This is a genomic window from Streptomyces sp. NPDC024017, from assembly GCF_040638895.1.
GTDB lineage: Bacteria > Actinomycetota > Actinomycetes > Streptomycetales > Streptomycetaceae > Streptomyces.
Genome location: NZ_JBEZYZ010000014.1, coordinates 127,579 through 147,958, shown reverse-complemented (window position 1 = coordinate 147,958; position 20,380 = coordinate 127,579). Strand labels below are relative to the sequence as shown.

18 protein-coding genes and 1 pseudogene are annotated in these 20,380 nt (G+C 71.8%); 8 read left to right on the top strand and 11 right to left on the bottom strand.

The genetic code is table 11. The features are described 5' to 3' along the window. Window positions 1-19 precede the first annotated feature (19 nt). Genes AB0G20_RS32925 through AB0G20_RS32915 form a run of 3 tightly spaced genes read left to right on the top strand, consistent with a single transcriptional unit; the run spans window position 20 to window position 1,697 of the window. Window positions 20-538: a carboxymuconolactone decarboxylase family protein gene (locus AB0G20_RS32925; protein ID WP_361308752.1), complete on the top strand. Its 519-nt coding sequence runs from the start codon at window positions 20-22 to the stop codon at window positions 536-538. Continuing rightward, complete coding sequence (locus AB0G20_RS32920) at window positions 535-981, top strand: carboxymuconolactone decarboxylase family protein (RefSeq protein WP_361308750.1); 447 nt, start codon at window positions 535-537, stop codon at window positions 979-981. The genes AB0G20_RS32925 and AB0G20_RS32920 overlap by 4 nt, the downstream gene beginning before the upstream one ends. Beyond that, entirely contained in the window at window positions 978-1,697 is a 720-nt protein-coding gene (locus tag AB0G20_RS32915) for an isocitrate lyase/phosphoenolpyruvate mutase family protein (protein ID WP_361308748.1), read from the top strand. Before AB0G20_RS32920 ends, AB0G20_RS32915 begins: the two co-directional genes overlap by 4 nt. Before the next feature lie 6 nt (window positions 1,698-1,703). Here AB0G20_RS32915 and AB0G20_RS32910 read toward each other — a convergent pair whose 3' ends face one another. The 9 genes from AB0G20_RS32910 to AB0G20_RS32870 all read right to left on the bottom strand — a co-directional run bounded on the left by AB0G20_RS32910 (window position 1,704) and on the right by AB0G20_RS32870 (window position 13,530). Then, a complete protein-coding gene (locus AB0G20_RS32910) occupies window positions 1,704-2,660 on the bottom strand; it encodes an ABC transporter substrate-binding protein (RefSeq protein ID WP_361308746.1) in 957 nt (318 codons plus the stop codon). 1 nt (window position 2,661) lies between these two features. Continuing rightward, on the bottom strand, window positions 2,662-4,611 hold the full coding sequence (locus AB0G20_RS32905) for an ABC transporter permease subunit (protein WP_361308744.1): 1,950 nt from the start codon (window positions 4,609-4,611) through the stop codon (window positions 2,662-2,664). Further along, window positions 4,611-5,681, bottom strand: a complete 1,071-nt coding sequence (locus AB0G20_RS32900) for a glycine betaine/L-proline ABC transporter ATP-binding protein (protein WP_361308742.1) — start codon at window positions 5,679-5,681, stop codon at window positions 4,611-4,613. The genes AB0G20_RS32905 and AB0G20_RS32900 overlap by 1 nt, the downstream gene beginning before the upstream one ends. Before the next feature lie 32 nt (window positions 5,682-5,713). Continuing rightward, the gene (locus tag AB0G20_RS32895) at window positions 5,714-7,246 is read right to left on the bottom strand and encodes a GMC oxidoreductase (RefSeq protein ID WP_361308740.1); all 1,533 of its coding nucleotides are present in this window, start codon (window positions 7,244-7,246) and stop codon (window positions 5,714-5,716) included. 113 nt (window positions 7,247-7,359) lie between these two features. Continuing rightward, window positions 7,360-8,880, bottom strand: coding sequence for an aldehyde dehydrogenase family protein (locus AB0G20_RS32890; RefSeq protein WP_361308738.1), 1,521 nt, complete (start codon window positions 8,878-8,880; stop codon window positions 7,360-7,362). Between the two features lie 278 nt (window positions 8,881-9,158). Next, a complete protein-coding gene (locus AB0G20_RS32885; RefSeq protein ID WP_142160398.1) occupies window positions 9,159-10,148 on the bottom strand; it encodes a malate dehydrogenase in 990 nt (329 codons plus the stop codon). A 336-nt stretch (window positions 10,149-10,484) separates the two neighbouring features. Beyond that, window positions 10,485-11,810, bottom strand: a complete 1,326-nt coding sequence (locus AB0G20_RS32880; RefSeq protein WP_361308736.1) for a DUF2690 domain-containing protein — start codon at window positions 11,808-11,810, stop codon at window positions 10,485-10,487. Between the two features lie 384 nt (window positions 11,811-12,194). Beyond that, complete coding sequence (locus AB0G20_RS32875; RefSeq protein WP_361308734.1) at window positions 12,195-12,686, bottom strand: DUF3017 domain-containing protein; 492 nt, start codon at window positions 12,684-12,686, stop codon at window positions 12,195-12,197. Continuing rightward, the gene (locus tag AB0G20_RS32870; RefSeq protein ID WP_266455236.1) at window positions 12,676-13,530 is read right to left on the bottom strand and encodes a bifunctional methylenetetrahydrofolate dehydrogenase/methenyltetrahydrofolate cyclohydrolase; all 855 of its coding nucleotides are present in this window, start codon (window positions 13,528-13,530) and stop codon (window positions 12,676-12,678) included. The genes AB0G20_RS32875 and AB0G20_RS32870 overlap by 11 nt, the downstream gene beginning before the upstream one ends. Before the next feature lie 277 nt (window positions 13,531-13,807). Between AB0G20_RS32870 and AB0G20_RS32865 the strand changes: the two genes are divergently transcribed. From AB0G20_RS32865 to AB0G20_RS32850, 4 genes and pseudogenes are all read left to right on the top strand, one after another. Next, window positions 13,808-14,386: a hypothetical protein gene (locus AB0G20_RS32865; RefSeq protein ID WP_361308732.1), complete on the top strand. Its 579-nt coding sequence runs from the start codon at window positions 13,808-13,810 to the stop codon at window positions 14,384-14,386. A 133-nt stretch (window positions 14,387-14,519) separates the two neighbouring features. Continuing rightward, a pseudogene (locus AB0G20_RS32860) lies at window positions 14,520-14,594 on the top strand (FHA domain-containing protein); the annotation flags it as partial. A 32-nt stretch (window positions 14,595-14,626) separates the two neighbouring features. Further along, window positions 14,627-16,192: a protein kinase gene (locus tag AB0G20_RS32855; RefSeq protein ID WP_361308730.1), complete on the top strand. Its 1,566-nt coding sequence runs from the start codon at window positions 14,627-14,629 to the stop codon at window positions 16,190-16,192. Window positions 16,193-16,387: 195 nt separating this feature from the next. Then, complete coding sequence (locus AB0G20_RS32850; protein ID WP_361308728.1) at window positions 16,388-16,984, top strand: ALF repeat-containing protein; 597 nt, start codon at window positions 16,388-16,390, stop codon at window positions 16,982-16,984. A gap of 76 nt (window positions 16,985-17,060) precedes the next feature. Here the strand turns inward: AB0G20_RS32850 and purH are convergent, their stop codons facing one another. Further along, a complete protein-coding gene (gene purH / locus AB0G20_RS32845) occupies window positions 17,061-18,623 on the bottom strand; it encodes a bifunctional phosphoribosylaminoimidazolecarboxamide formyltransferase/IMP cyclohydrolase (protein ID WP_361308726.1) in 1,563 nt (520 codons plus the stop codon). Further along, on the bottom strand, window positions 18,620-19,258 hold the full coding sequence (gene purN, locus AB0G20_RS32840; protein WP_361308724.1) for a phosphoribosylglycinamide formyltransferase: 639 nt from the start codon (window positions 19,256-19,258) through the stop codon (window positions 18,620-18,622). Before purN ends, purH begins: the two co-directional genes overlap by 4 nt. A gap of 305 nt (window positions 19,259-19,563) precedes the next feature. Between purN and AB0G20_RS32835 the strand changes: the two genes are divergently transcribed. Beyond that, window positions 19,564-20,379: a hypothetical protein gene (locus tag AB0G20_RS32835; protein WP_361308722.1), complete on the top strand. Its 816-nt coding sequence runs from the start codon at window positions 19,564-19,566 to the stop codon at window positions 20,377-20,379. Window position 20,380 lies beyond the last annotated feature (1 nt).

Genomic DNA, 20,380 nt, shown 5'->3' with positions numbered 1-20,380 from the left:
CCTTCCTAGGGTCGAGAGCATGACGACGCATCCCGACGACACGACGACCACGACGACCGTGGAGTACGCCCCCGAGCAGCCCGCCCGCCTGGACTGGGCCAAGCACGCGCCCGAGGTCTACAAGGCGATGGTCCGGCTGGAGATCGCCGCCCGGCAGGGCCTCGACCACAAGCTGTACGAGCTGGTGAAGATCCGCGCCTCCCAGATCAACCACTGCGCCTTCTGCATCGACATGCACACCAAGGACGCCCTGGCGGCGGGCGAGAGCGTCGAGCGGATCGTGCAGCTCAGCGCCTGGGACGAGTCGCGGCACTTCTACACCGCGAAGGAGATCGCGGCGCTGGAGCTGACGGAGGCGGTGACGGTCCTGACGGACGGGTTCGTGCCGGACGAGGTCTACGACAACGCCGCCAAGCACTTCGAGGAGGCCGAGCTGGCGCAGGTCATCGCCGCGATCACGGCGATCAACGCCTGGAACCGGTTCGGGGTGACCTGCCGTATGGCGCCGGGCCACTACCAGCCGGGCCAGTACAAGTGACGGCTCGGACGCGGGCGCTCGACCCGGCGGTCGGCCGCGCCCTGTCAGCTCTGAGCGCCACAGCGAAGAAGGGCATCGGCGACCCGGACCTGGCCGAACTCGTCGTGATCCGTGCCTCGCAGGTCAACCACTGCGCGTTCTGCCTCGACTTGCATCTCGCGATCGCCCGCGAGTACGGGGTGAGCGAGAAGCAGCTCGACCTGCTGGCGGCCTGGGAGGAGGCCGGGGACGTCTTCGACGAGCGGGAGCGCGCCGCGCTGGCGCTGACCGAGGCCGTGACGGTGCTGACCGCCGGTTTTGTGCCGGACGAGGTGTACGAGCAGGCCGCGAAGCACTTCGACGAGGCCGAACTCGCCCATCTGATCGGCCTGGTCGTCGCCATCAACAACTGGAACCGGGTGATGGTCGGTCGCCGGATCCCGCCTGGGGGGTACACGCCATGAGCAAGGCCGATCTGTTCCGCGCCCTGCACCGCCACCGGGCGCCCGGCGATCCCCTGGTCCTGCCCGGCCCCTGGGACGCGGCCAGCGCGCGGGTGTTCGCCGAGGCCGGGTTCCCGGCGCTCGCGACGCCCAGCGCCGGGGTCGCCGCCTCCCTCGGCTACGAGGACGGGCAGACCCCGGCCGACGAGATGTTCGCGGCCGTCGCCCGGATCGTCCGGGCCGTCGACGTGCCGGTGTCGGCGGACGTGGAGGGCGGGTACGGGCTCGCGCCCAAGGAGCTGGTGGAGCGGCTGCTGGAGACGGGGGCGGTCGGCTGCAACCTGGAGGACTCCGAGGGCGGGGTGCTCAAGGACCCGCGTGCGCACGCCGACTGGCTGGCCGAGGTGCGGTCGGCCGCGGCGGACCGGCTCTTCGTCAACGCGCGCGTGGACACCTTCGCCTGCGGGGTCGACGACCCCGACCGGGCCATCGAGCGGGCCGCGCTGTACGTCGCCGCGGGCGCGGACTGCGTGTACCCGATCGGGGCCCCGCCGGAGGTGCTGCCGCTGCTGCGGGCCGGGATCCAGGGGCCGATCAACGTGGGGGCCCCGACCGACGGTGGCCCCTCACCCGCCGAACTCGGCGCGCGAGGGGCCACCCGGATCACCTTCGGGCCGGGACTCCAGCGACGGGCCACCCGGGCCCTGCGGGAGATCGTCGCCGGCCTGCGACCCTAGGGACGCTCAGGACAGCCACTTCTTCCACGTGGACTTGTGGCTGTCCACCCACTTCTTCGCCGCGTCCTCCGGCGTCATCTTCTTGTCGGCGATCATCAGGGAGACCTCGTTCTGGTCCTCGGTCGTCCACTTGAACTTCTTCAGGAAGGCCGCCGCCTTGCCGCCGCTCTTCGCGAAGTCCGTGTTCAGGTACTTCTGCAGCGGCGTGTGCGGGTAGGCGCAGGCGACCTTCTCCGGATCGGCGTCGCAGCCCTCCTTGTACGGCGGCAGCTTCACCTCGGTCATGGGGACCTTCTTGAAGAGCCACTGGGGCGTGTACCAGTAGGTGAGGAAGGGCTTCTTCTCCTTGGCGAACTGCCTCATCTGGGTGATCTGCGCCGCCTCGGAGCCCGCGAACACCACCTGGTAGTCCAGCTTCAGGTTCTTCACCAGCGCCTTGTCGTTGGTGACGTAGGACGGCGAACCGTCCATCAGCTGGCCCTTGTCGCCGCTCTCCGGGGTGCGGAAGAGGTCGGCGTACTTGTTGAGGTTCTTCCAGTTCGTGATGTCCGGGTGCTGCTTGGCGAGGTACGTCGGGACGAACCAGCCGATGTGGCCGGTGACGCCGAGTTCTCCGCCGGCGGTGATCGTCTTCTTGTCCTTGACGTACCGCTGCTCCTGCTCGGGGTGGCCCCAGTCCTCCAGGAGCGCGTCGACGCGGCCCTGGCTGAGGGCGTCCCAGGCGGGCACCTCGTCGACCTGGACGGTGTCGACGCGGTAGCCCAGCTCGTGCTCCAGGATGTACTGGGCGACGGCCACGTTGGCCTGCGCGCCCACCCAGGACTGCACGGACAGGGTCACGGTCTTGGCGCCCTGCGCGTTGGCGAAGGGCGAGGCCTGCTTGGTCATGTCGGCGGCGCCGCAGCCGGTGAGCAGCGCCAGGGAGCTCACCGCGGCGACCGCGGCAGTGGTACGGACGCGCATGTCAGGCTCCCTTCTTCGCGCGGCGTTCGGTGGGCTGGGTCACCCGGTCGAGCATCAGGCCGAGGCAGACGATCGCCCCGCCGGCCACCAGACCGGTCGCCAGGTCGCCCTGGGCGAGGCCGAAGACGACGTCATAGCCGAGGGCGCCACCGCCGACCAGGCCGCCGATGACGACGACGGCGAGGACCAGGACGAGGCCCTGGTTGACGGCGAGGAGCAGCGCCGGGCGGGCCAGCGGGAGCTGCACCTGCCTCAGCTGCTGCCAGCTGGTCGCGCCGAGCGAGCCGGAGGCCTCCAGCGCGGCCGGGTCGACCTGGCGCAGGCCCTGGGTGGTGATCCGGACGACGGCGGGCAGCGCGTAGACGATCGCGGCGGCGACGGCCGGGGCACGGCCGACGCCGAACAGGGCGACGACGGGGATCAGGTACACGAACTGCGGCATCGTCTGGAACACGTCGAGGACCGGCCGCAGGGCCCGCTCCATGCGGTCGCTGCGGGCCGCGGCGATGCCGACGGCGAAGCCGACGACCAGCGTGACGGCGACGGCCGCCAGGACCTGGGAGAGGGTGTCCAGGGACGGCTTCCAGACGCCGAGGACACCGATCGCGGCCATGGCGAGGACGGCGGTGAGCGCGGTGCGCCAGGTGCCGATCACCCAGGCCAGGGCGGCGACGATCAGCAGCACCGACCACCAGGGCAGCGACTGCAGGCCGTCGCGCACCGGATCGAGGACCCAGGTGGTGAAGTGGCCCGCCCAGTCGGCGGTGCCGCCGATGACGGGGACGCCCGAGTACAGGTGCGCGGTCATCCAGTCGACGGCGCGGTTGACGGGCTCGGCGATGCCGACGACCCAGGCGTCCGGCCAGTCGAGGCGGCCCGCGAGCCGCCCGGCGACCGCCACGACGACGACACCGGCGAGGGCGTAGAGCCAGCCGCGGCCGCTGTGGGGTTCGGGTTCGGCGCCGAGCTTCTCCCCCGCCGCGCCCGTGACGCGGTCGAGGACGACGGCAAGCAGCACGATCGGGATGCCGGCGGCGAGCGCGGCACCGACGTCGACCGAGGCCAGCGCCTGGTAGACGCGGTCACCGAGACCGCCGGCGCCGATGACGGCCGCGATGACGGCCATGGACAGCGCCATCATGATCGTCTGGTTGAGGCCGAGGAGGAGTTCCTTGCGGGCCAGCGGGATCCGGGCGGTCAGCAGGCGCTGGCGTGCCGTGGAGCCGAGCGACTCGACGGCCTCCAGCACCTCCTTGTCGGCGCCGCGCAGACCGAGCGAGGTCAGGCGGGCCATGGGCGGTGCGGCGTAGATGACGGTGGCCAGGACGGCCGCCGGGACGCCGATGCCGAAGACCAGCACGACCGGCAGCAGGTAGGCGAAGGCGGGCAGCACCTGCATGGTGTCCAGGACCGGCCGCAGGACGCGGTCCATCCGGTCGGACAGCCCGGCGGCGAGACCGAGCACCACGCCCACCGCGACCGACGCGAGGACCGCGACGACCATCAGGGCGAGCGTCTGCATGGTCGGCACCCACATGCCGAGCAGCCCGCAGGCGAGGAACGCGGCGGCCGTGCCGAGGGCCAGCTTCACGCCCGCCACGCGCCAGGCGACCAGCGCGCCCAGGGCCGTGACGCCCGCCCAGCCGACGGCGAGGAGGGTGAGGTAGACGGCCCGTACGGCGATGACGACGACGTTGCTGACGTGGCCGAAGAAGTACAGGAACAGCGGGTGGCTGTCGCGGTTGTCGATGATCCAGTCGCTGGCCTTGGCGAGCGGCTCGGAGAAGTCGACGGTCAGCGCGCTCGGCCAGGTGCCGCTCGCCCAGCGGGCGTTGGCCAGCGGCACGAGGATCGCGGCGGCGAGGGCGAGCAGCAGCAGCTTGTGCACGGCCCGGTGCTTGAGGAGACCGGGCAGGCCGACCCTGGGCGGGTTCGCGGTGATGGTCGCCATCAGACCGCCTCCTTGGGCTGCTCCGTCCCGGGCGGAGCAGGCTGCTCCGTCCCGGCGACGACGCCGAGGAGCGTGTCGGAGTCGACCACTCCCACGCATCGGCCCTTGTCCACGACCCGGGCCGGAGCGTGGGCGCGGGCGACCGCCTCGATCGCCTCGGAGACCGTCGCGTCGGGCGACACGGCCGGTCCGCTGCCGTCCTGGTCGACCGACGGGCGGCGCATGGCCGTACGGACGGTCATGACCTGCTCGCGCGGGACGTCGCGGACGAACTCGCGGACGTAGTCGTCGGCGGGCGAGCCCACGATCTCCTCGGGCGTGCCGAGCTGGACGACCCGGCCGTCGCGCATCAGGGCGATGCGGTCGCCCAGCTTGAGGGCCTCCTGGAGGTCGTGGGTGATGAAGACCATCGTCCGGCCCTCCTCGTGGTGGAGCCGGACCACCTCCTCCTGCATCTCGCGCCGGATGAGGGGGTCGAGCGCGCTGAACGGCTCGTCGAAGAGGAGGACTTCAGGGTCGACGGCGAGTGCGCGGGCGAGGCCGACGCGCTGCCGCTGGCCGCCGGAGAGCTGGCCCGGGCGGCGGTGCTCCATGCCTTCCAGACCGACCTTGGCGACGACCTCGGCGGCCCGCTCGCGCCGCTCGGACTTGCCCATGCCCTGGATCTCCAGGCCGTAGGCGACGTTGTCGAGGACGGTGCGGTGCGGCAGCAGGCCGAAGTGCTGGAAGACCATCGCGGCGCGGTGGCGGCGCAGTTCGCGCAGCCGGGAGCGGTCCATGGCGCGGACGTCCTCGCCGTCGATGGCGATGGTGCCGGCCGTCGGCTCGATCAGCCGAGTCAGACAGCGCACCAGCGTGGACTTGCCGGAGCCGGACAGGCCCATGACGACGAAGACCTCGCCCTTGCGCACGTCGAAGCTGACGTCCCGGACGGCGGCTGTGCAGCCGGTGCGCTCGCGCAGCTCGGCGGCGTCGAGGGCGGTGAGCTCGGGGTCGCCGGGAACGCGGTCGGCCTTGGGGCCGAACACCTTCCACAGGCCCTCCACCGAGAAGACGGGGGTCGTGTCCATGGTCTGCTCCGTGGGGGGTTCGAGGGTCGCGGTCACTTGGCACCACCACCGATCAGCTCGGCGGCACGCTCCCCGACCATGAGCACGCCGATCATCGGGTTCACGGTGGTCATGGTGGGGAACACGGAGGCATCGGCGATGCGGATGCCCTCCAGGCCGCGGATGCGCAGCTCGGGGTCGACGACGGCGGAGGGGTCGTCGGCGGCGCCCATCTTGCAGGTGCCGGCGGGGTGGTAGACGGTGTGCGCGACCTTGCGGGCGTACTCGCCGAGCTCCTCGTCACCGGTGACGTCCGGGCCGGGGGCCACCTCGCGCTTGAGCCAGCCGGCCAGGGGCTCGGTCTTGGCTATCTCGCGGGCGATCTTGATGCCGTCGACGAGGGTCTTGCCGTCGTAGTCGTCCTCGTCGGTGAAGTAGCGGAAGTCCAGGGCGGGCTTGACCTCGGGGTCGGCGCTGGTCAGGTACAGCCGGCCGCGGCTCTTCGGCTTGGGGATGTTCGGGGTCATCGAGACGCCGAACTCCGGCCGCTCGTAGCCCAGTCGCTCGGGGTTGTCCGTGAACGGGATCTGGTAGAAGTGGAACATCAGGTCGGGGTGCGCCAGTTCGGCGTCGCGGCGCACGAACAGGCCCGCGTCGGAGTCCATCGCGGAGTTCTCCGGGATGGGGCCGTTCGTCTCCCAGACGATGACCGACTCGGGGTGGTCGAGCAGGTTCTCGCCGATGCCCGGCAGGTCGTGCGTGACGGGGATGCCGAGCTTCTCCAGGTCGGCCTTGGGACCGATGCCGGAGTGCATCAGCAGCCGGGGCGAGTCGACGGCGCCGGCGCACAGCAGCACCTCGCCGCGCGCCTTGACGAGGATCTCCTCGCCGTCCTTGGTGCGCACGTGCACGCCCTCGACGCGGTCGCCGTCGAGCTCCAGCTTGTACGCCCAGGTCTCCAGCAGGATCGTCAGGTTGGGCCGCTCGTCCATCACCGGGTGGAGGTAGGCCACCGACGCCGAGGACCGCTTGTTGTTCTCGGGGTGGTAGGCCAGGTCGAAGAAGCCGACGCCCTCGGTGAACGGCTTCTTGTTGAAGCCGTCGACGCGCGGCACGCCCAGCGCCTCCTGCGCCGCGTCGACGAAGTCGCGGGCGATGGCGTTCCGGTCCTTCTCGTCGACCGGGACGATGTTGTTGAGCAGCCGGGCGAAGTACGCCTCCATCTGCACCGCGCCCCAGCCCTTGGCGCCGGCGGCCTCCCACTCGTCCCAGTCGGCGGGCAGCGGCTTGAAGGCGATCAGGGTGTTGTGCGAGGAGCAGCCGCCCAGGACGCGGGCCCGGCTGTGCCGGATATGCGAGTTTCCGCGTGGCTGTTCGGTGGTGGGGTAGTCGTAGTCGAGCTCGCCGCCGAGCAGGCCCATCCAGCGGCGCAGGGTCAGCACGTCGTCACGGCCGACGTCGCTGGGGCCGCCCTCGATGACGGCCACGGTGACGTCTGGATTCTCGGTCAGTCGGGAGGCGATCACGGAACCTGCGGTTCCGCCGCCTATCACGACATAGTCGTACTCATGACTGGTGTGGGACATGGCGTACTTGCTCCAGTGGGGATGAAGGGACGGGCTTCGGGGATGGGGACGTCAGCCCGGGATGTGGGGGTCAGCCCGGGATGGGGGGTCGGCAGCCCGACGGGGGACGGGGGTCAGCCCGCGAACCAGCGCACCGGCTTCGGGGCGAGGTTCTGGTAGACGTGCTTGGTCTCCCGGTACTCGGCGAGCCCGGCGGGGCCGAGTTCGCGGCCCACTCCGCTCTTGCCGAAACCGCCCCACTCCGCCTGCGGCAGGTAGGGGTGGAAGTCGTTGATCCAGATCGTGCCGTGACGCAGCCGCCCGGCCACGCGGCGGGCGCGGCCCGCGTCGGAGGTCCAGACGCCGCCCGCGAGTCCGTACTCGGTGTCGTTGGCGAGGGCGACGGCCTCGTCCTCGGTCCGGAAGGTCTCGACGGTGACGACCGGCCCGAAGACCTCCTCCCGCACGACGCGCATCTCGCGGTGGCAGTGGTCGAGGACGGTCGGCTCGTAGAAGTAGCCGCTCTCCGGACGCTGCGGGGACGGCTCGGGGCGCTTGCCGCCGGAGCGCAGCACCGCGCCCTCCTTGAGGGCGGACTCGACGTACATCTCGACCTTGGCGCGCTGCTGCTCGGAGACGAGCGGGCCGCACTCGACGCCGTCCTCGGTGCCGCGGCCGAGGCGGATCTTCTCGGCGCGCCGGGCGAGTTCGGTGACGAAGCGGTCCCGGACGGACTCCTCGATGATGAGGCGGGCGCCGGCCGAGCAGACCTGGCCGCTGTGGATGAAGGCGGCGTTGAGGGCCTGGTCGACGGCGGTGTCGAAGCCCTCCTCGGTGGCGCAGGCGTCGGCGAAGACGACGTTGGGGTTCTTGCCGCCGAGTTCGAGGGCGACCTTCTTGACGGTCGGGGCGGCGGCCTCGGCGACCTTGACGCCGCTGACCGTGCCGCCGGTGAAGGAGACCAGGTCGACGTCGGGGTGCTCGGACAGGCGTGCGCCCACGGAGTGACCCGGGCCGGTGACGATGTTGGCGACGCCGTCGGGGAGCCCGGCCTCGACGAGCAGTTCGATGACCGCGATCGTCGTCATCGGCGTGATCTCGCTCGGCTTGATGACGAAGGTGTTGCCGGCGGCGAGGGCGGGGGCGATCTTCCAGCTGGCCTGGAGCAGCGGGTAGTTCCAGGGCGTGATCATCCCGCAGACGCCGATGGGCTCGTGCACGACGACGCTGTGGATGTCGGTCGAGCCCGCGTCCACGACCCGGCCGGGGGCCTCGCCGGCGACCAGGTCGGCGAAGTAGCGGAAGGCGTCGGCGACGCAGTCGATGTCGACGCGGCCCTCCTCGACGGTCTTGCCCGCGTCCTGGGCCTCCAGCCGGCCCAGTTCCTCGCGGTCCCGCACGAGCAGGTCGGCGACGCGCCTCAGCAGCGCGGCCCGCTCGGTGACGGGCGTGTGCGGCCACGGCCCCTCGTCGAAGGCGCGCCGGGCGGCGGCGATCGCCAGATCGGTGTCCTTCTCGTCACCCTCCGCGACCACGGCGAAGGGCAGGGCGTCCGCGGGGTCGAGGATCTCGCGGGTGGCCCCGGAGGTGGCCGCACGCCACTCTCCTCCCGCATGGATGGTTTGACGCGCCTGAAGTTCGGTACTTTCCGCCATGATCGCTGTTCGCCTTCCGTTCCTGATCAGCGCCCCTGTGTCACATACGTGTCACTAAGAGACCGAGTTCGCCTGCCCTACTCCCTCGGATGCATGCGCGTCCGTGGCCGAAAGTGCGCTGTGTCACTGGAGATGCGGTCAAATCCCCGCAAAACGCCCACAGGTCAGGCACGACACGTCAGCCCGTCGCAGGCCAGGCGGAAAGCCCGCAGGCCCCGCACCGGAAGGAACCGGTGCGGGGCCTGCGGAGGAACGCGGAGAGACTCCGGTCGGAGGGCTCAGATGAGGCCGAGGCCGCGGACCGCCTCGCGCTCCTCCTCGAGCTCCTTGACGGAGGCGTCGATCCGGGCGCGGGAGAACTCGTTGATCTCCAGGCCCTGGACGATCTCGTACGTGCCGTCCTTGGTGGTGACGGGGAAGGAGGAGATGAGGCCCTCCGGCACGCCGTAGGAACCGTCCGACGGGATGCCCATGGAGACCCAGTCGCCGTCGGCGGTGCCGTTGACCCAGCTGTAGACGTGGTCGATGGCGGCGTTGGCGGCGGACGCGGCCGACGAGGCGCCGCGGGCCTCGATGATGGCGGCGCCGCGCTTGGCGACGGTCGGGATGAAGTCGTCGGCCAGCCACTTCTCGTCGTTCACGACCTCGGCGGCGTTCTTGCCGGCGATGGTCGCGTGGAAGATGTCGGGGTACTGGGTGGCGGAGTGGTTGCCCCAGATGGTCAGGCGCTTGATGTCGGCGACCGTCGAGCCCGTCTTCTTCGCGAGCTGGGTCAGCGCGCGGTTGTGGTCGAGGCGGGTCATCGCGGTGAACCGCTCGGCCGGTACGTCCGGCGCGGCGGCCTGGGCGATGAGGGCGTTGGTGTTGGCCGGGTTGCCGACGACCAGGATCTTGACGTCGTCCGCGGCGTGGTCGTTGATGGCCTTGCCCTGCGGCTTGAAGATGCCGCCGTTGGCCTCCAGCAGGTCGCCGCGCTCCATGCCCTTGGTGCGGGGGCGGGCGCCGACGAGCAGACCGACGTTGGTGCCGTCGAAGGCGACGTTCGGGTCGTCCGTGATGTCGATGCCCTGCAGGAGCGGGAACGCGCAGTCGTCCAGCTCCATGGCCGTGCCCTCGGCCGCCTTCAGGGCGGGCGTGATCTCCAGCAGGCGCAGCTTCACCGGCACGTCCGCGCCGAGCAGCTGACCGGAGGCGATGCGGAAGAGCAGGGCGTAACCGATCTGGCCGGCCGCGCCGGTGACGGTGACGTTCACGGGAGTGCGGGTCATGGCGTTCTCCGTATGACAGCTGGCGGTGGGGCGGTCCCTGCCCCGGACGTTTGATCGATCTCTTGGCGTCAAGAGATCCATCCAGCGGTCAGGCTATCGCGCATCCGGGATCCCGGACGTCCGGGTCGGTGTGGCCCGGCCCACAACACCCCCACGTACGCCCCTCCCCCACGCGAGAGGCGGCCGCCCGTCCGGGAGAGGAGGACGAAGGCGGCCGCCTGGGGGGATACCGACCATGCCGGACTCCCGTGGGGGTACGGTTCGCGTGCCCCCGATTCCGGCGGGCATTCCTCCCCTTCGGAAATTCTTCGCCCGGCCCGGGCGGACCGCTCCGAGCTAGTCGGTGCAGCCCTGCTGCCCGGCCGCCAGCGTCGCGCAGGCCTTGGCGTCGGCGGCGCTCTTCACGGCCACCATCGGGGTGTAGGCGATGGCGTCCCCGGCCGCGGTGATGCTGCCGGACTGCTTCGCCTTGCCCGAGCTGATCTGGACCTCGTCGCCCTGTGCCCCCTGGGTGATACGCCCCCAGGCCGCCTTGCAGGTCTCGCTGTAGCGGACCTCGACGACGGTCGTGCCGACGGTCGCGGTCCGGGCCGTGGTCACCAGGTCACCGCTGCACCCCATGGCCTCCGCGTCCTTGCCGGTGCAGCTGTCGCCGCTGCACTTCACGCCGGGCGGCAGCTTCGGGTCGGCGCTGACGGTCGGGGAGGGCGACTTGGCGCCGCCCTTGGTCTCGTCGTCGCCACCGCCGCCGGTGAGGTAGAACGCGCCGGCGATCACCACGAGTACGCCCACGACGCCCGCGAGGAAGGTCACGGTCCGCTTCTTGCCCGCGGAGGCTGAGGCGGCGCGGCGGTTGCCCCCTGCCCCACCGGCACCACCGGCACCACCACCGACGCCACCGGCCCGGGCCGGGACGGCGTCCTGCGGTTCGCCGTACGGGTCCGCCCCGAAGCCGGGACCCCCGCCGGGGCCTCCGGGCGACCCGGCGGGGGTCCCGGGGCCCGAGCCGGACACGGAGCCACTGCCGACGCCCGGACCGGCCGAGCGTCCGCCCGTCGGAGACGGGCCCTGGTACCCGGCCAGCCCCCACGAGTTGACCTCGGGCGCGGCGGCCCGGCCGCTCTCCTCCCGAACGCCCGCGCCGGTGGAGTCCTGGACCTCGGGGGCCGTCGGCTGCGCCGGCACGGTCGGGACCACACCGGCCGGTCCAGCGATGCCCGGCGTGACCGTGGTGCCGCCGCTCCGGCGGGCGGGCTTGCCGCTGCCCGCGGAGGCAGCTCGGCCCTCGCCCGCCGAGGCCTTCTTGCCGCCGGCCGAGGGGTCGGTGAAGTCCTGCCCGCCGAACTCCCCGAGCGCGGCGCGCGCCTGGGAGATCCGGATGGCCTCCATCGTCATGTCGTGCCGCATCTCCGAGCGGCTCCAGGCACGCTCGGCGAGCTCCCACATGGTGGTCAGGTGCACCGGATTGGTGCCGGTGACCTCGGCCAGGGCCACGATCGCGCCCTTCGGCGCGAGCAGCCGGCCGTTCAGATAACGCTCCCACGACGTCTTGCTGTAGCCCGTGCGGTCCGCCACCGATGCGATGCCGAGTCCGCTGCGGTCCACGAGTCTGCGCAGCTGGCTGGTGAACTCCCTGATCTGCGGATCGAGCTCATCCGGCAAGGCCCTCCAACGAGGCATTGCTCCCCCTCTTCCCCCCGGTCGTGCTGATATTTCTCGCGCTGTTCGCCCCGCGCGTGGCGGCCTTGGCCGAGTCCCCGTTCTGGATACCCACAGGGATGCGCCCACTCAGGATCTCAGTTCCCTGACGGGGGGCGCACAGGAGCATGGTGACCGCGCGCGGTACACCCTGGACCGTCCCGATTCTCCCTGCCAACCTCGTCGGCGCACCACTTTGTGCCGTATCGGAAGCGAGACGTACCGGAACTGTCACTTCCGTGCCACAGCGCACTGACAGCCGTTGAACAGGCCGTTCGGCGTGCAGGAGGGTGGGTCGTGGGCGGCGGCCCGTCCTTCCTCGGGGGAGAGGACGAGCCGCCGTTCCCGTCACTCGGAGGTGACGGTGAAGTGCAGGGTGTCCTTCAGGAACGGGATCTGCAGCCACGGATTCGGCTGCACCATCAGCGCCAGCAGGACGATCACGGTGCCCAGCAGGCCGTAGGTGACGATGTCCGTGAAGCGGGAGCGGACGGCGAGCATGCCGACGTCCGGCAGCAGCCAGCGCATCGCGCCACCGCCCAGCAGGGCGACACCGATCAGCAGCGTCCCGATCCGGAACTGGCCGAAAGCGGTCACCAGCAGTCCGACCCCGGCCAGCCCCAGCACGGCGAGCACGGGCCACTGCCGCGCCGGGGCGGGAGCGTCCCCGGGCGCCGCCCGGCCACCGCCCTCGGGCCGCGCGGTGTCCCTGGTGAACAGCGGGAAGCGCCGGGTGACCCGCCGCGGCCGCCCTTCGGCGTCGGGCGCGCTGACGGGGTCCCGGACCGTGAGGTCCTCCGGTGACTCGTGCCCGCTCGGGGTCCGGTGCTCAGCCGACACTGCGCTCCGCCGCCTCGACCACGTTCACGAGCAGCTGGGCACGGGTCATCGGGCCGACTCCGCCGGGGTTCGGGGAGATCCAGGCGGCGACCTCGGCGACGTCGGGGTGGACGTCGCCCACGATCTTGCCCTCGGCGCTGCGGGAGACGCCGACGTCGAGGACGGCCGCGCCGGGCTTCACGTCCTCGGCACGGATCAGATGGGCGGAGCCCGCGGCGGCCACGATGATGTCCGCGCGCTTGAGGTGCGCCGACAGGTCACGGGTGCCGGTGTGGCACTGCGTGACGGTGGCGTTCTCGCTGCGGCGGGTGAGCAGCAGCGGCATCGGCCGGCCGATGGTCACACCGCGTCCGACGACCACGACCTCGGCGCCCTTGATCTCCACGCCGTAGCGGCGGAGCAGGGTCAGCACGCCGTTCGGGGTGCAGGGCAGCGGGGCGGGCTCGTTGAGGACGAGGCGCCCCAGGTTCATCGGGTGCAGTCCGTCCGCGTCCTTGTCCGGGTCCATCAGCTCGAGGATGCGGTTCTCGTCGATGCCCTTGGGCAGCGGCAGTTGCACGATGTACCCGGTGCAGGCCGGGTCCTCGTTCAGCTCGCGGACGGCCCGCTCGATCTCCTCCTGGGTCGCCGTGGCGGGCAGTTCGCGCTGGATGGAGGCGATGCCCACCTGCGCGCAGTCGCGGTGCTTGCCCGCGACGTACTTCTGGCTGCCGGGGTCGTCCCCGACCAGGATCGTGCCGAGGCCGGGCGTGACGCCCTTCTCCTTCAGCGCCGCCACGCGGGCGGTCAGATCGGACTTGATCGCGGCTGCGGTGGCCTTGCCATCGAGAATCTGGGCGGTCATGGCTCCATCCTCGCGGATGACCCCGTCACGGTTCCAATCCGGCCGCAATCCGGGCACCGGGGGTTCGTCCTCCCGTATCCGCCCATGATCAGTGATGTTGCACTTGCACAACACATCGGGAATGCGGGTGGACAAGCCGGTCAGTGGTGAAGAACGATGACCTGACAAGTGCCGCGGGCAGCTCAACGGGGGGACGGTCGCAATACTGAAGAACTCTCCTCCGTGCGGATGTCGCGCGTCGTCCCCGCACTCGGATTTCAACGGAGGAAAGTCCCCTATGAGCTACGGCGACCCGAACAACCCCTACGGCGCTCCCCAGGGGCAGCAGCCGCAGCAGCCGGGCTACGGTTACCCGCAGGACCAGGGGCAGGCCCCGGGTTACGGCTACCCGCAGGCCCCTCCGGTCTCCCCCTACGGCGGCCCCGCCGCGCCGACCACGATGGCCGGCTCGGTGAGCGCGGCCCGCGTGATGATGTGGGTGATCGTCGGTCTGCAGGTCCTCGGCGTGGCCATCTTCGCCTTCTCCGCCGTGGCCCTCAACGCCGCGAAGGACGACGAGTCCCTCAAGGACAACACCGCGTTCCAGGACCTGGTCGGTGACTCGACCGGCGTGATCTGGGGCTACGTGGTGTTCGGCCTGGCCTGGCTGGTGTTCGCGGCCGTCCTGGCGACGAAGTTCAAGAACGGCGGCAACGGCGCCCGGGTCACCATCCTGGTCTTCGCCATCATCACGGCCGTCCTCGGCATCTACCCGTTCGTCATCGTGGGCCTGGTGCACACGGTCCTCGCCATCCTGGTGGCCGTCTTCGTCGGCAACGCCAACGGCAAGGCCTGGTTCAACCGCCCCCGTTACTGAACGGACCCGGTCGACCGGACCAGTTCACGCCAATCACATCCAAGGGCCGTGTCTCACCCGTACGAGGGGGGCACGGCCCTGGTGCGTCGCCCTACTCTGACGGTGGTAGCTGTTCAGGCACGGGGAGAGCACCTTGTACAGCATCGTCGTGGTACCTCCGCCGACCACGGAGGACGAGCGAAACCGCACCCTCATCAGACTCGCGCCCGACCTCGACCTCGACCTGGCCGGGGCGAGGCGGTGACCGAGGCGTACGCCGTGCCCGTGCCCAAGGGCTACCGGGTCGGCGTCTGGGAGGTGCGCGAGCCCATCGCCACGGGCGCCTTCGGCAGCGTGTACGCCGCCCGGCGGGTCGGTGACGGCACCGGACTGCCGCCCACGGCCGCGCTGAAGTTCCTGCCCACCGGGACGGCCACGCCCCGCCGGCTGACCCACCTGCGCGAACTGGTCGAGCGGGAGGTCGAGCTGTACCGGCGGCTGAGGCATCCGCGGCTGGTGCGGATGTACCAGACGCTGACGGTCGACGACCCGGGCCACCCGGACCTGGACGGCGCCACGGTCCTCGTCCTGGAGAGGGCCGAGGGCTCCCTGTCGGCCCTGCTCGCCGCCACGCCCCGGCCCGCGTCCGGTCCCGCGCTGCTCGCGCAGATCGCCGAGGGCCTCGCCCAGTTGCACGACGCCGGCTGGGTGCACGGCGACCTCAAGCCGGCCAACGTGCTGCTGATGGCGGACGGTTCGGTGCGCCTGGCCGACTTCAACATGGCCGCCGAGCTGGAGGGCACCCACGCCTACACGCCGGCCTTCTCCACTCCCGACTACACCCCGCCGGAACTCCTCTGGAGCGAGATCGGCGAACGCGGCCGCCGCATCCGCCCGTCCGCCGACATCTGGGCCTTCGGGGTCCTCGCCCACCTCGTGCTCACCGGCTCCTTCCCGCTGCCCGGCGCCACCCCGGCCGCCCGCCGCGACGCGGCAGCGGCCTATGCCCGCGGCGTCGACGAACTGCGCCTGTCACCCGAACTGCCCGACGACTGGCGGGAGGTCGTGCGCGCCTGCCTGACCCGGACGCACCAGCAGCGCATCAACGGCGCGGCGCTGCTGCGCCGCGTGACGGCGGCCGCCGGCCCGGGCCGGCGCGCCCTCCGCGTGCCCGGCCTGCGCGCCGCGCGCCACCGCTACCGCCGCAGGTCCGTCGCGGCCGTCCTGGCCTCGGCGGCCACGGCCCTGGCCGCCCTCGGCTACGGCATCAGCGTCTGGGCCGGTGGCGGCGGCACCGGCGGCAGCGGATCGGGCGCGACCGCGAACGTCTCCGCCGCCGCGTACGGCGCCTCCGAACTGCGCACCGACCGGGGCGTTCCGCCCGCCTACCGCCTGCTGATCGTCGAGACGGCGCACGACTGCGACCAGAGGGAGGTCACCCCGGTCCTGATCGCCGCCATGCTGAAGGTGGAGAGCGACTTCGACCCGGACCTGTCCGACCCCGGCGACAACGAGTACGGCATCGCCCGCTGGACCCCGAGCGTCCTGCGCTGGTGGATGAACGAGGACGGCACCCCCGGCGAGACGGTCCCCCAGCCCCCCTTCCCACCCGCCGAGTCCATCCCGGCGATGGGCCGCTACCTGTGCTGGATCGCACCGCGCCTGCACAAGGACCTGCCGGGCGACCGGCGGGTCCTGATCGCCGCCGCGTACCGCAGGTCGTACCGGACAGTGAACGCGGCGGGCGGCGTGCCACCGGACGTACGCGCCTACGCCGACCGCATCGCCCACTTCCTGGAGGAGTACGCGCCACCCGGCAAGAAGTGACACGCCGATTTTGCCATGGACTGAGGTCAGCCGGGCCGGGCATCCGCCCGGCCGGTTCGCCGACGGCCCGCCGGTCAACGCCCGGCGGGCCGTGGGCAGTTCGTGGTCGTCACACACCGCTGAAAATGCTCCGCCTTCCCGACCCGGGCATGCGAACATGCTCTCGATTCCCTTGACCTGGAGGAAGGTTCACGCATGAGACTCACCCGCGGTGCCCTGCTCGTCGCGGCCGGCGCCCTGGCCCCCGCCCTCCTGCTCACCGCCCCGGCCTCGGCCGCCGGCACCGCCCCCGCGGTCGCCGCGGTGGCGTCGGCATCGCCGTCGGACGGCACGCCCGTGGACGAGATGTCGGAGGAGGAGCTCCGTATCGCGATCGCGCGCATCCTGGCGGACGAGGACAGCGGCCGCGGAGTCACCCGCGAGGCCAACGAGGCGCTCGACGGCACCGTGGAGGACATGCGGGAGTTCCTGAAGACGGGCTACCGCCTCGCCCAGGCCGAGGACGACCGCGTCGCCATCGTCCGCATCCTGGGCGACCCGGACTCCGGCCGAGGCGTCAAGAGGGAGGCCACCAAGGCCCTCGACACCAACACCCCCGAGGCCCTGCGCGCGTTCCTGGAGACCGGCTACCGTCTGGCCCAGGCCGAGGACGACCGCGTCGCCGTCGCCCGCATCCTGGCCGACCCGACCATCAGCGCGGCGCTGCGCGCGGCTGCCGAGGACGTCATCGACGGCACTCCGGAGGAACTGCGGTACTTCCTGGAGACCGGGCGGTACGAGGTCGACGGCTGACGCGTCGGAGCGGGCCGACCCGGTTCCGGGCCGACGGGGTTCCGCCGGCCCGCTCCGTCACCGGTCTCGGCCGGTCTCAGTGGAAGAAGTGCCGCGTCCCCGTGAAGTACATCGTGACGCCGGCCTTCTGCGCGGCCTCGACGACCAGTTCGTCACGGACGGAACCGCCGGGCTGGACCACGGCCTTCACTCCGGCCTCGGTGAGGATCTCCAGGCCGTCCGGGAAGGGGAAGAACGCGTCGGACGCGGCGTACGCACCCGCGGCGCGCTCGGCTCCCGCCCGTTCGACGGCCAGCTTCGCGGAGTCGACACGGTTGACCTGCCCCATGCCGACGCCCACCGAGGCGCCGTCCTTGGCGAGCAGGATCGCGTTGGACTTCACCGCGCGGCAGGCCTTCCAGGCGAAGGCCAGCTCGGCCAGCTCGTCGGCGCTCAGCGCCTCGCCGGTCGCCAGCGTCCAGTTGGCGGGGTCGTCGCCGTCGGCCTGGAGGCGGTCGGTCACCTGCAGCAGCGCGCCGCCGTCGATCGGCTTGACCTCGACGGGCGCGGCAGGGCCGTCGGCGCAGCGCAGCACACGGATGTTCTTCTTCTTGGTGAGGGCTTCGAGGGCGCCGTCCTCGTAGTCCGGCGCGACGATGACCTCGGTGAAGATCTCCGCGACCTGCTCCGCCATCTCCTTGCTGACCGGGCGGTTGACCGCGATCACGCCGCCGAACGCCGACAGCGGGTCGCAGGCGTGCGCCTTGCGGTGCGCCTCGGCCACGTCCGTGCCGACGGCGATGCCGCACGGGTTGGCGTGCTTGATGATCGCGACGCACGGGTCGGCGTGGTCGTACGCGGCACGGCGGGCGGCGTCCGTGTCCGTGTAGTTGTTGTACGACATCTCCTTGCCGTGCAGCTGCTCGGCTTGGGCGAGGCCGCCCGTCCCGGAGACGTAGAGGGCCGCGGGCTGGTGCGGGTTCTCGCCGTAGCGCAGGGTGTGCTCGCGCTCCCAGGTGGCGCCGAGGAAGTCGGGGAACTGCGACTCGTCGACGGGCGCGTAGGAGGAGGCGAACCAGGAGGCGACGGCGACGTCGTAGGCGGCCGTGTGCTGGAAGGCCTCGGCGGCGAGCCGCTTGCGGGTGGGGAGGTCGAAGCCGCCGACCTGGACGGCCTTGAGTACATCGGCGTACCGGGCCGGGCTGGTGACGACCGCGACCGAGGGGTGGTTCTTGGCGGCGGCCCGGACCATCGAGGGCCCGCCGATGTCGATCTGCTCCACGCACTCGTCGGGCGAGGCACCGGAGGCGACGGTCTCGCGGAACGGGTAGAGGTTGACGACGACGAGGTCGAACGGCTCGACACCCAGCTCCGCGAGCTGCTCGCGGTGGCTGTCCAGACGCAGGTCGGCGAGGATGCCGGCGTGCACCCGGGGGTGCAGCGTCTTGACGCGGCCGTCCAGGCACTCGGGGAAGCCGGTGAGCTCCTCGACCTTGGTGACGGGGACGCCGGCAGCGGCGATCTTCGCGGCGGTGGAGCCGGTGGAGACGAGCTCGACCCCGGCCTCGTGGAGCCCGCGCGCGAGGTCTTCCAGACCGGTCTTGTCGTAGACGCTGACGAGCGCCCGGCGAAGGGGCCGCTTGTTGCTCTCGGCGGTCACTGGATAACTACCTTTCGTCCCTCAATGCGATAGCCGTTGCGGGCGAGGCGCCCCACGACCTCGACGAGCAGCCTTCGCTCGACTTCCTTGATGCGCTCGTGCAGAGCGCCTTCGTCGTCCTCGTCCCGGATCTCCACCACGCCCTGCGCGATGATCGGCCCGGTGTCGACGCCGTCGTCGACGAAGTGGACGGTGCAGCCGGTGACCTTGGCGCCGTACGCGAGCGCGTCCCGCACGCCGTGGGCTCCCGGGAAACTGGGCAGCAGGGCGGGGTGGGTGTTGACGAACCGCCCGCCGAACCGGGCCAGGAACTCCTTGCCGACGATCTTCATGAAGCCGGCGGAGACGACGAGGTCGGGCTCGTGGGCGGCGACGGCCTCGGCGAGGGCGGCGTCCCACTCCTCGCGGCCGGCGTGGTCCTTGACCTTGCAGACGAAGACCGGCAGCCCGGCGCGTTCGGCGCGCGCCAGTCCCTCGATGCCCTCGCGGTCCGCGCCGACGGCCACGACCTCGGCCCCGTACGCCTGCGCGCCGACGGCGGCGATCTCGTCGAGCAGCGCCTGCAGATTGGTGCCGGATCCGGAGACCAGCACGACGAGGCGCTTGGCGCGCGGGGCCACGGGCTTGGCGGCCACGGTGGGGGCCTTTCTCGGGGGAGCGTCTGTCCAAGGTGACCGGCGCTTGACGTTTTGTACATTCATACGAATGCTTTGCGTCCCCGGATACGGGGAAGCCTACGAACCGGCCGACCGTCAGCAACGATACCGGCACACCGGGCGGCCCCCACGGGACGGGGGCAGGGCCGGAAGGTAGCGTCTGGGCGGAGCCGGTTCGGGAACGACGTCCGGACGTGGTGCGTTCAGGAGGTGACGGACCCGGGTCCGACGCCGTTCCGTTCTGTCCACTCATTCCTCCTCACCAACGGGAAGACGCTCACTTGATGCCGGACCGCAGCCTGCGACTCCTCACGTTCCCCCCGCTGTCTCCGCAGGGAGGGGAGCGCGGCGCCGTGCTGCTGCGGGAGCGCCCCAGCTCACCGCCCGACGCCCCGTCGGGCGGCGACGGCGGGGAGAAGCAGGGCCGCGGGTCCCAGGAGGACAACCCCTTCGCCCCGCCGCCCGAGGGCACGCCGGACCGGCCCTGGCAGCCGCGGCGCCCGTCGGGCGACGACTCCCAGGACTCCCCCCGCGACGGTGACGGGGGCGACCGCTCCCCCTGGGGCAGCCAGTGGAGCGACCAGCAGCCCGGCCGCTCCCCCGGCGGCTTCGGCGAACGCCCCCGCGGCGGTCCCGAGGGCCAGGGCGGCGGCCCCCAGGGCGGCGGCCCCCAGGGCGGCGGCCCGAACATGCGCTGGGACCCGACGGATCCCGCGCAGCGCCGGGCGCGCTATGCGCTGCTGTCGGGCATGTGGGCCTTCTTCTTCGCGCTCTTCAGCTGGCCCTACGTGGCGCTGCTGCTGGGCGCGCTCGCCCTCTACTGGGCCATCAGCTCCCTGCGCGCCAAGCCCCGCAGGCCCGACCCGGACTCCCCCGCCCCCGAGCAGCAGGGCGGCGGCCGCCCCCAGACGACGGCGGCGGTGAGCGGCCTGGTCACGGCGTCCCTGGCGATCGCCCTGGTCGCCGCGTCCTTCACGGCACAGCTGGTCTACCGCGACTACTACACGTGCACCAACGACGCCCTCACGAACGAGGCGAAGCAGTCCTGCTCCAAGCTTCTGCCCGAGGAGCTCCGGGGGTTCCTGGAGACGGACGACTGAC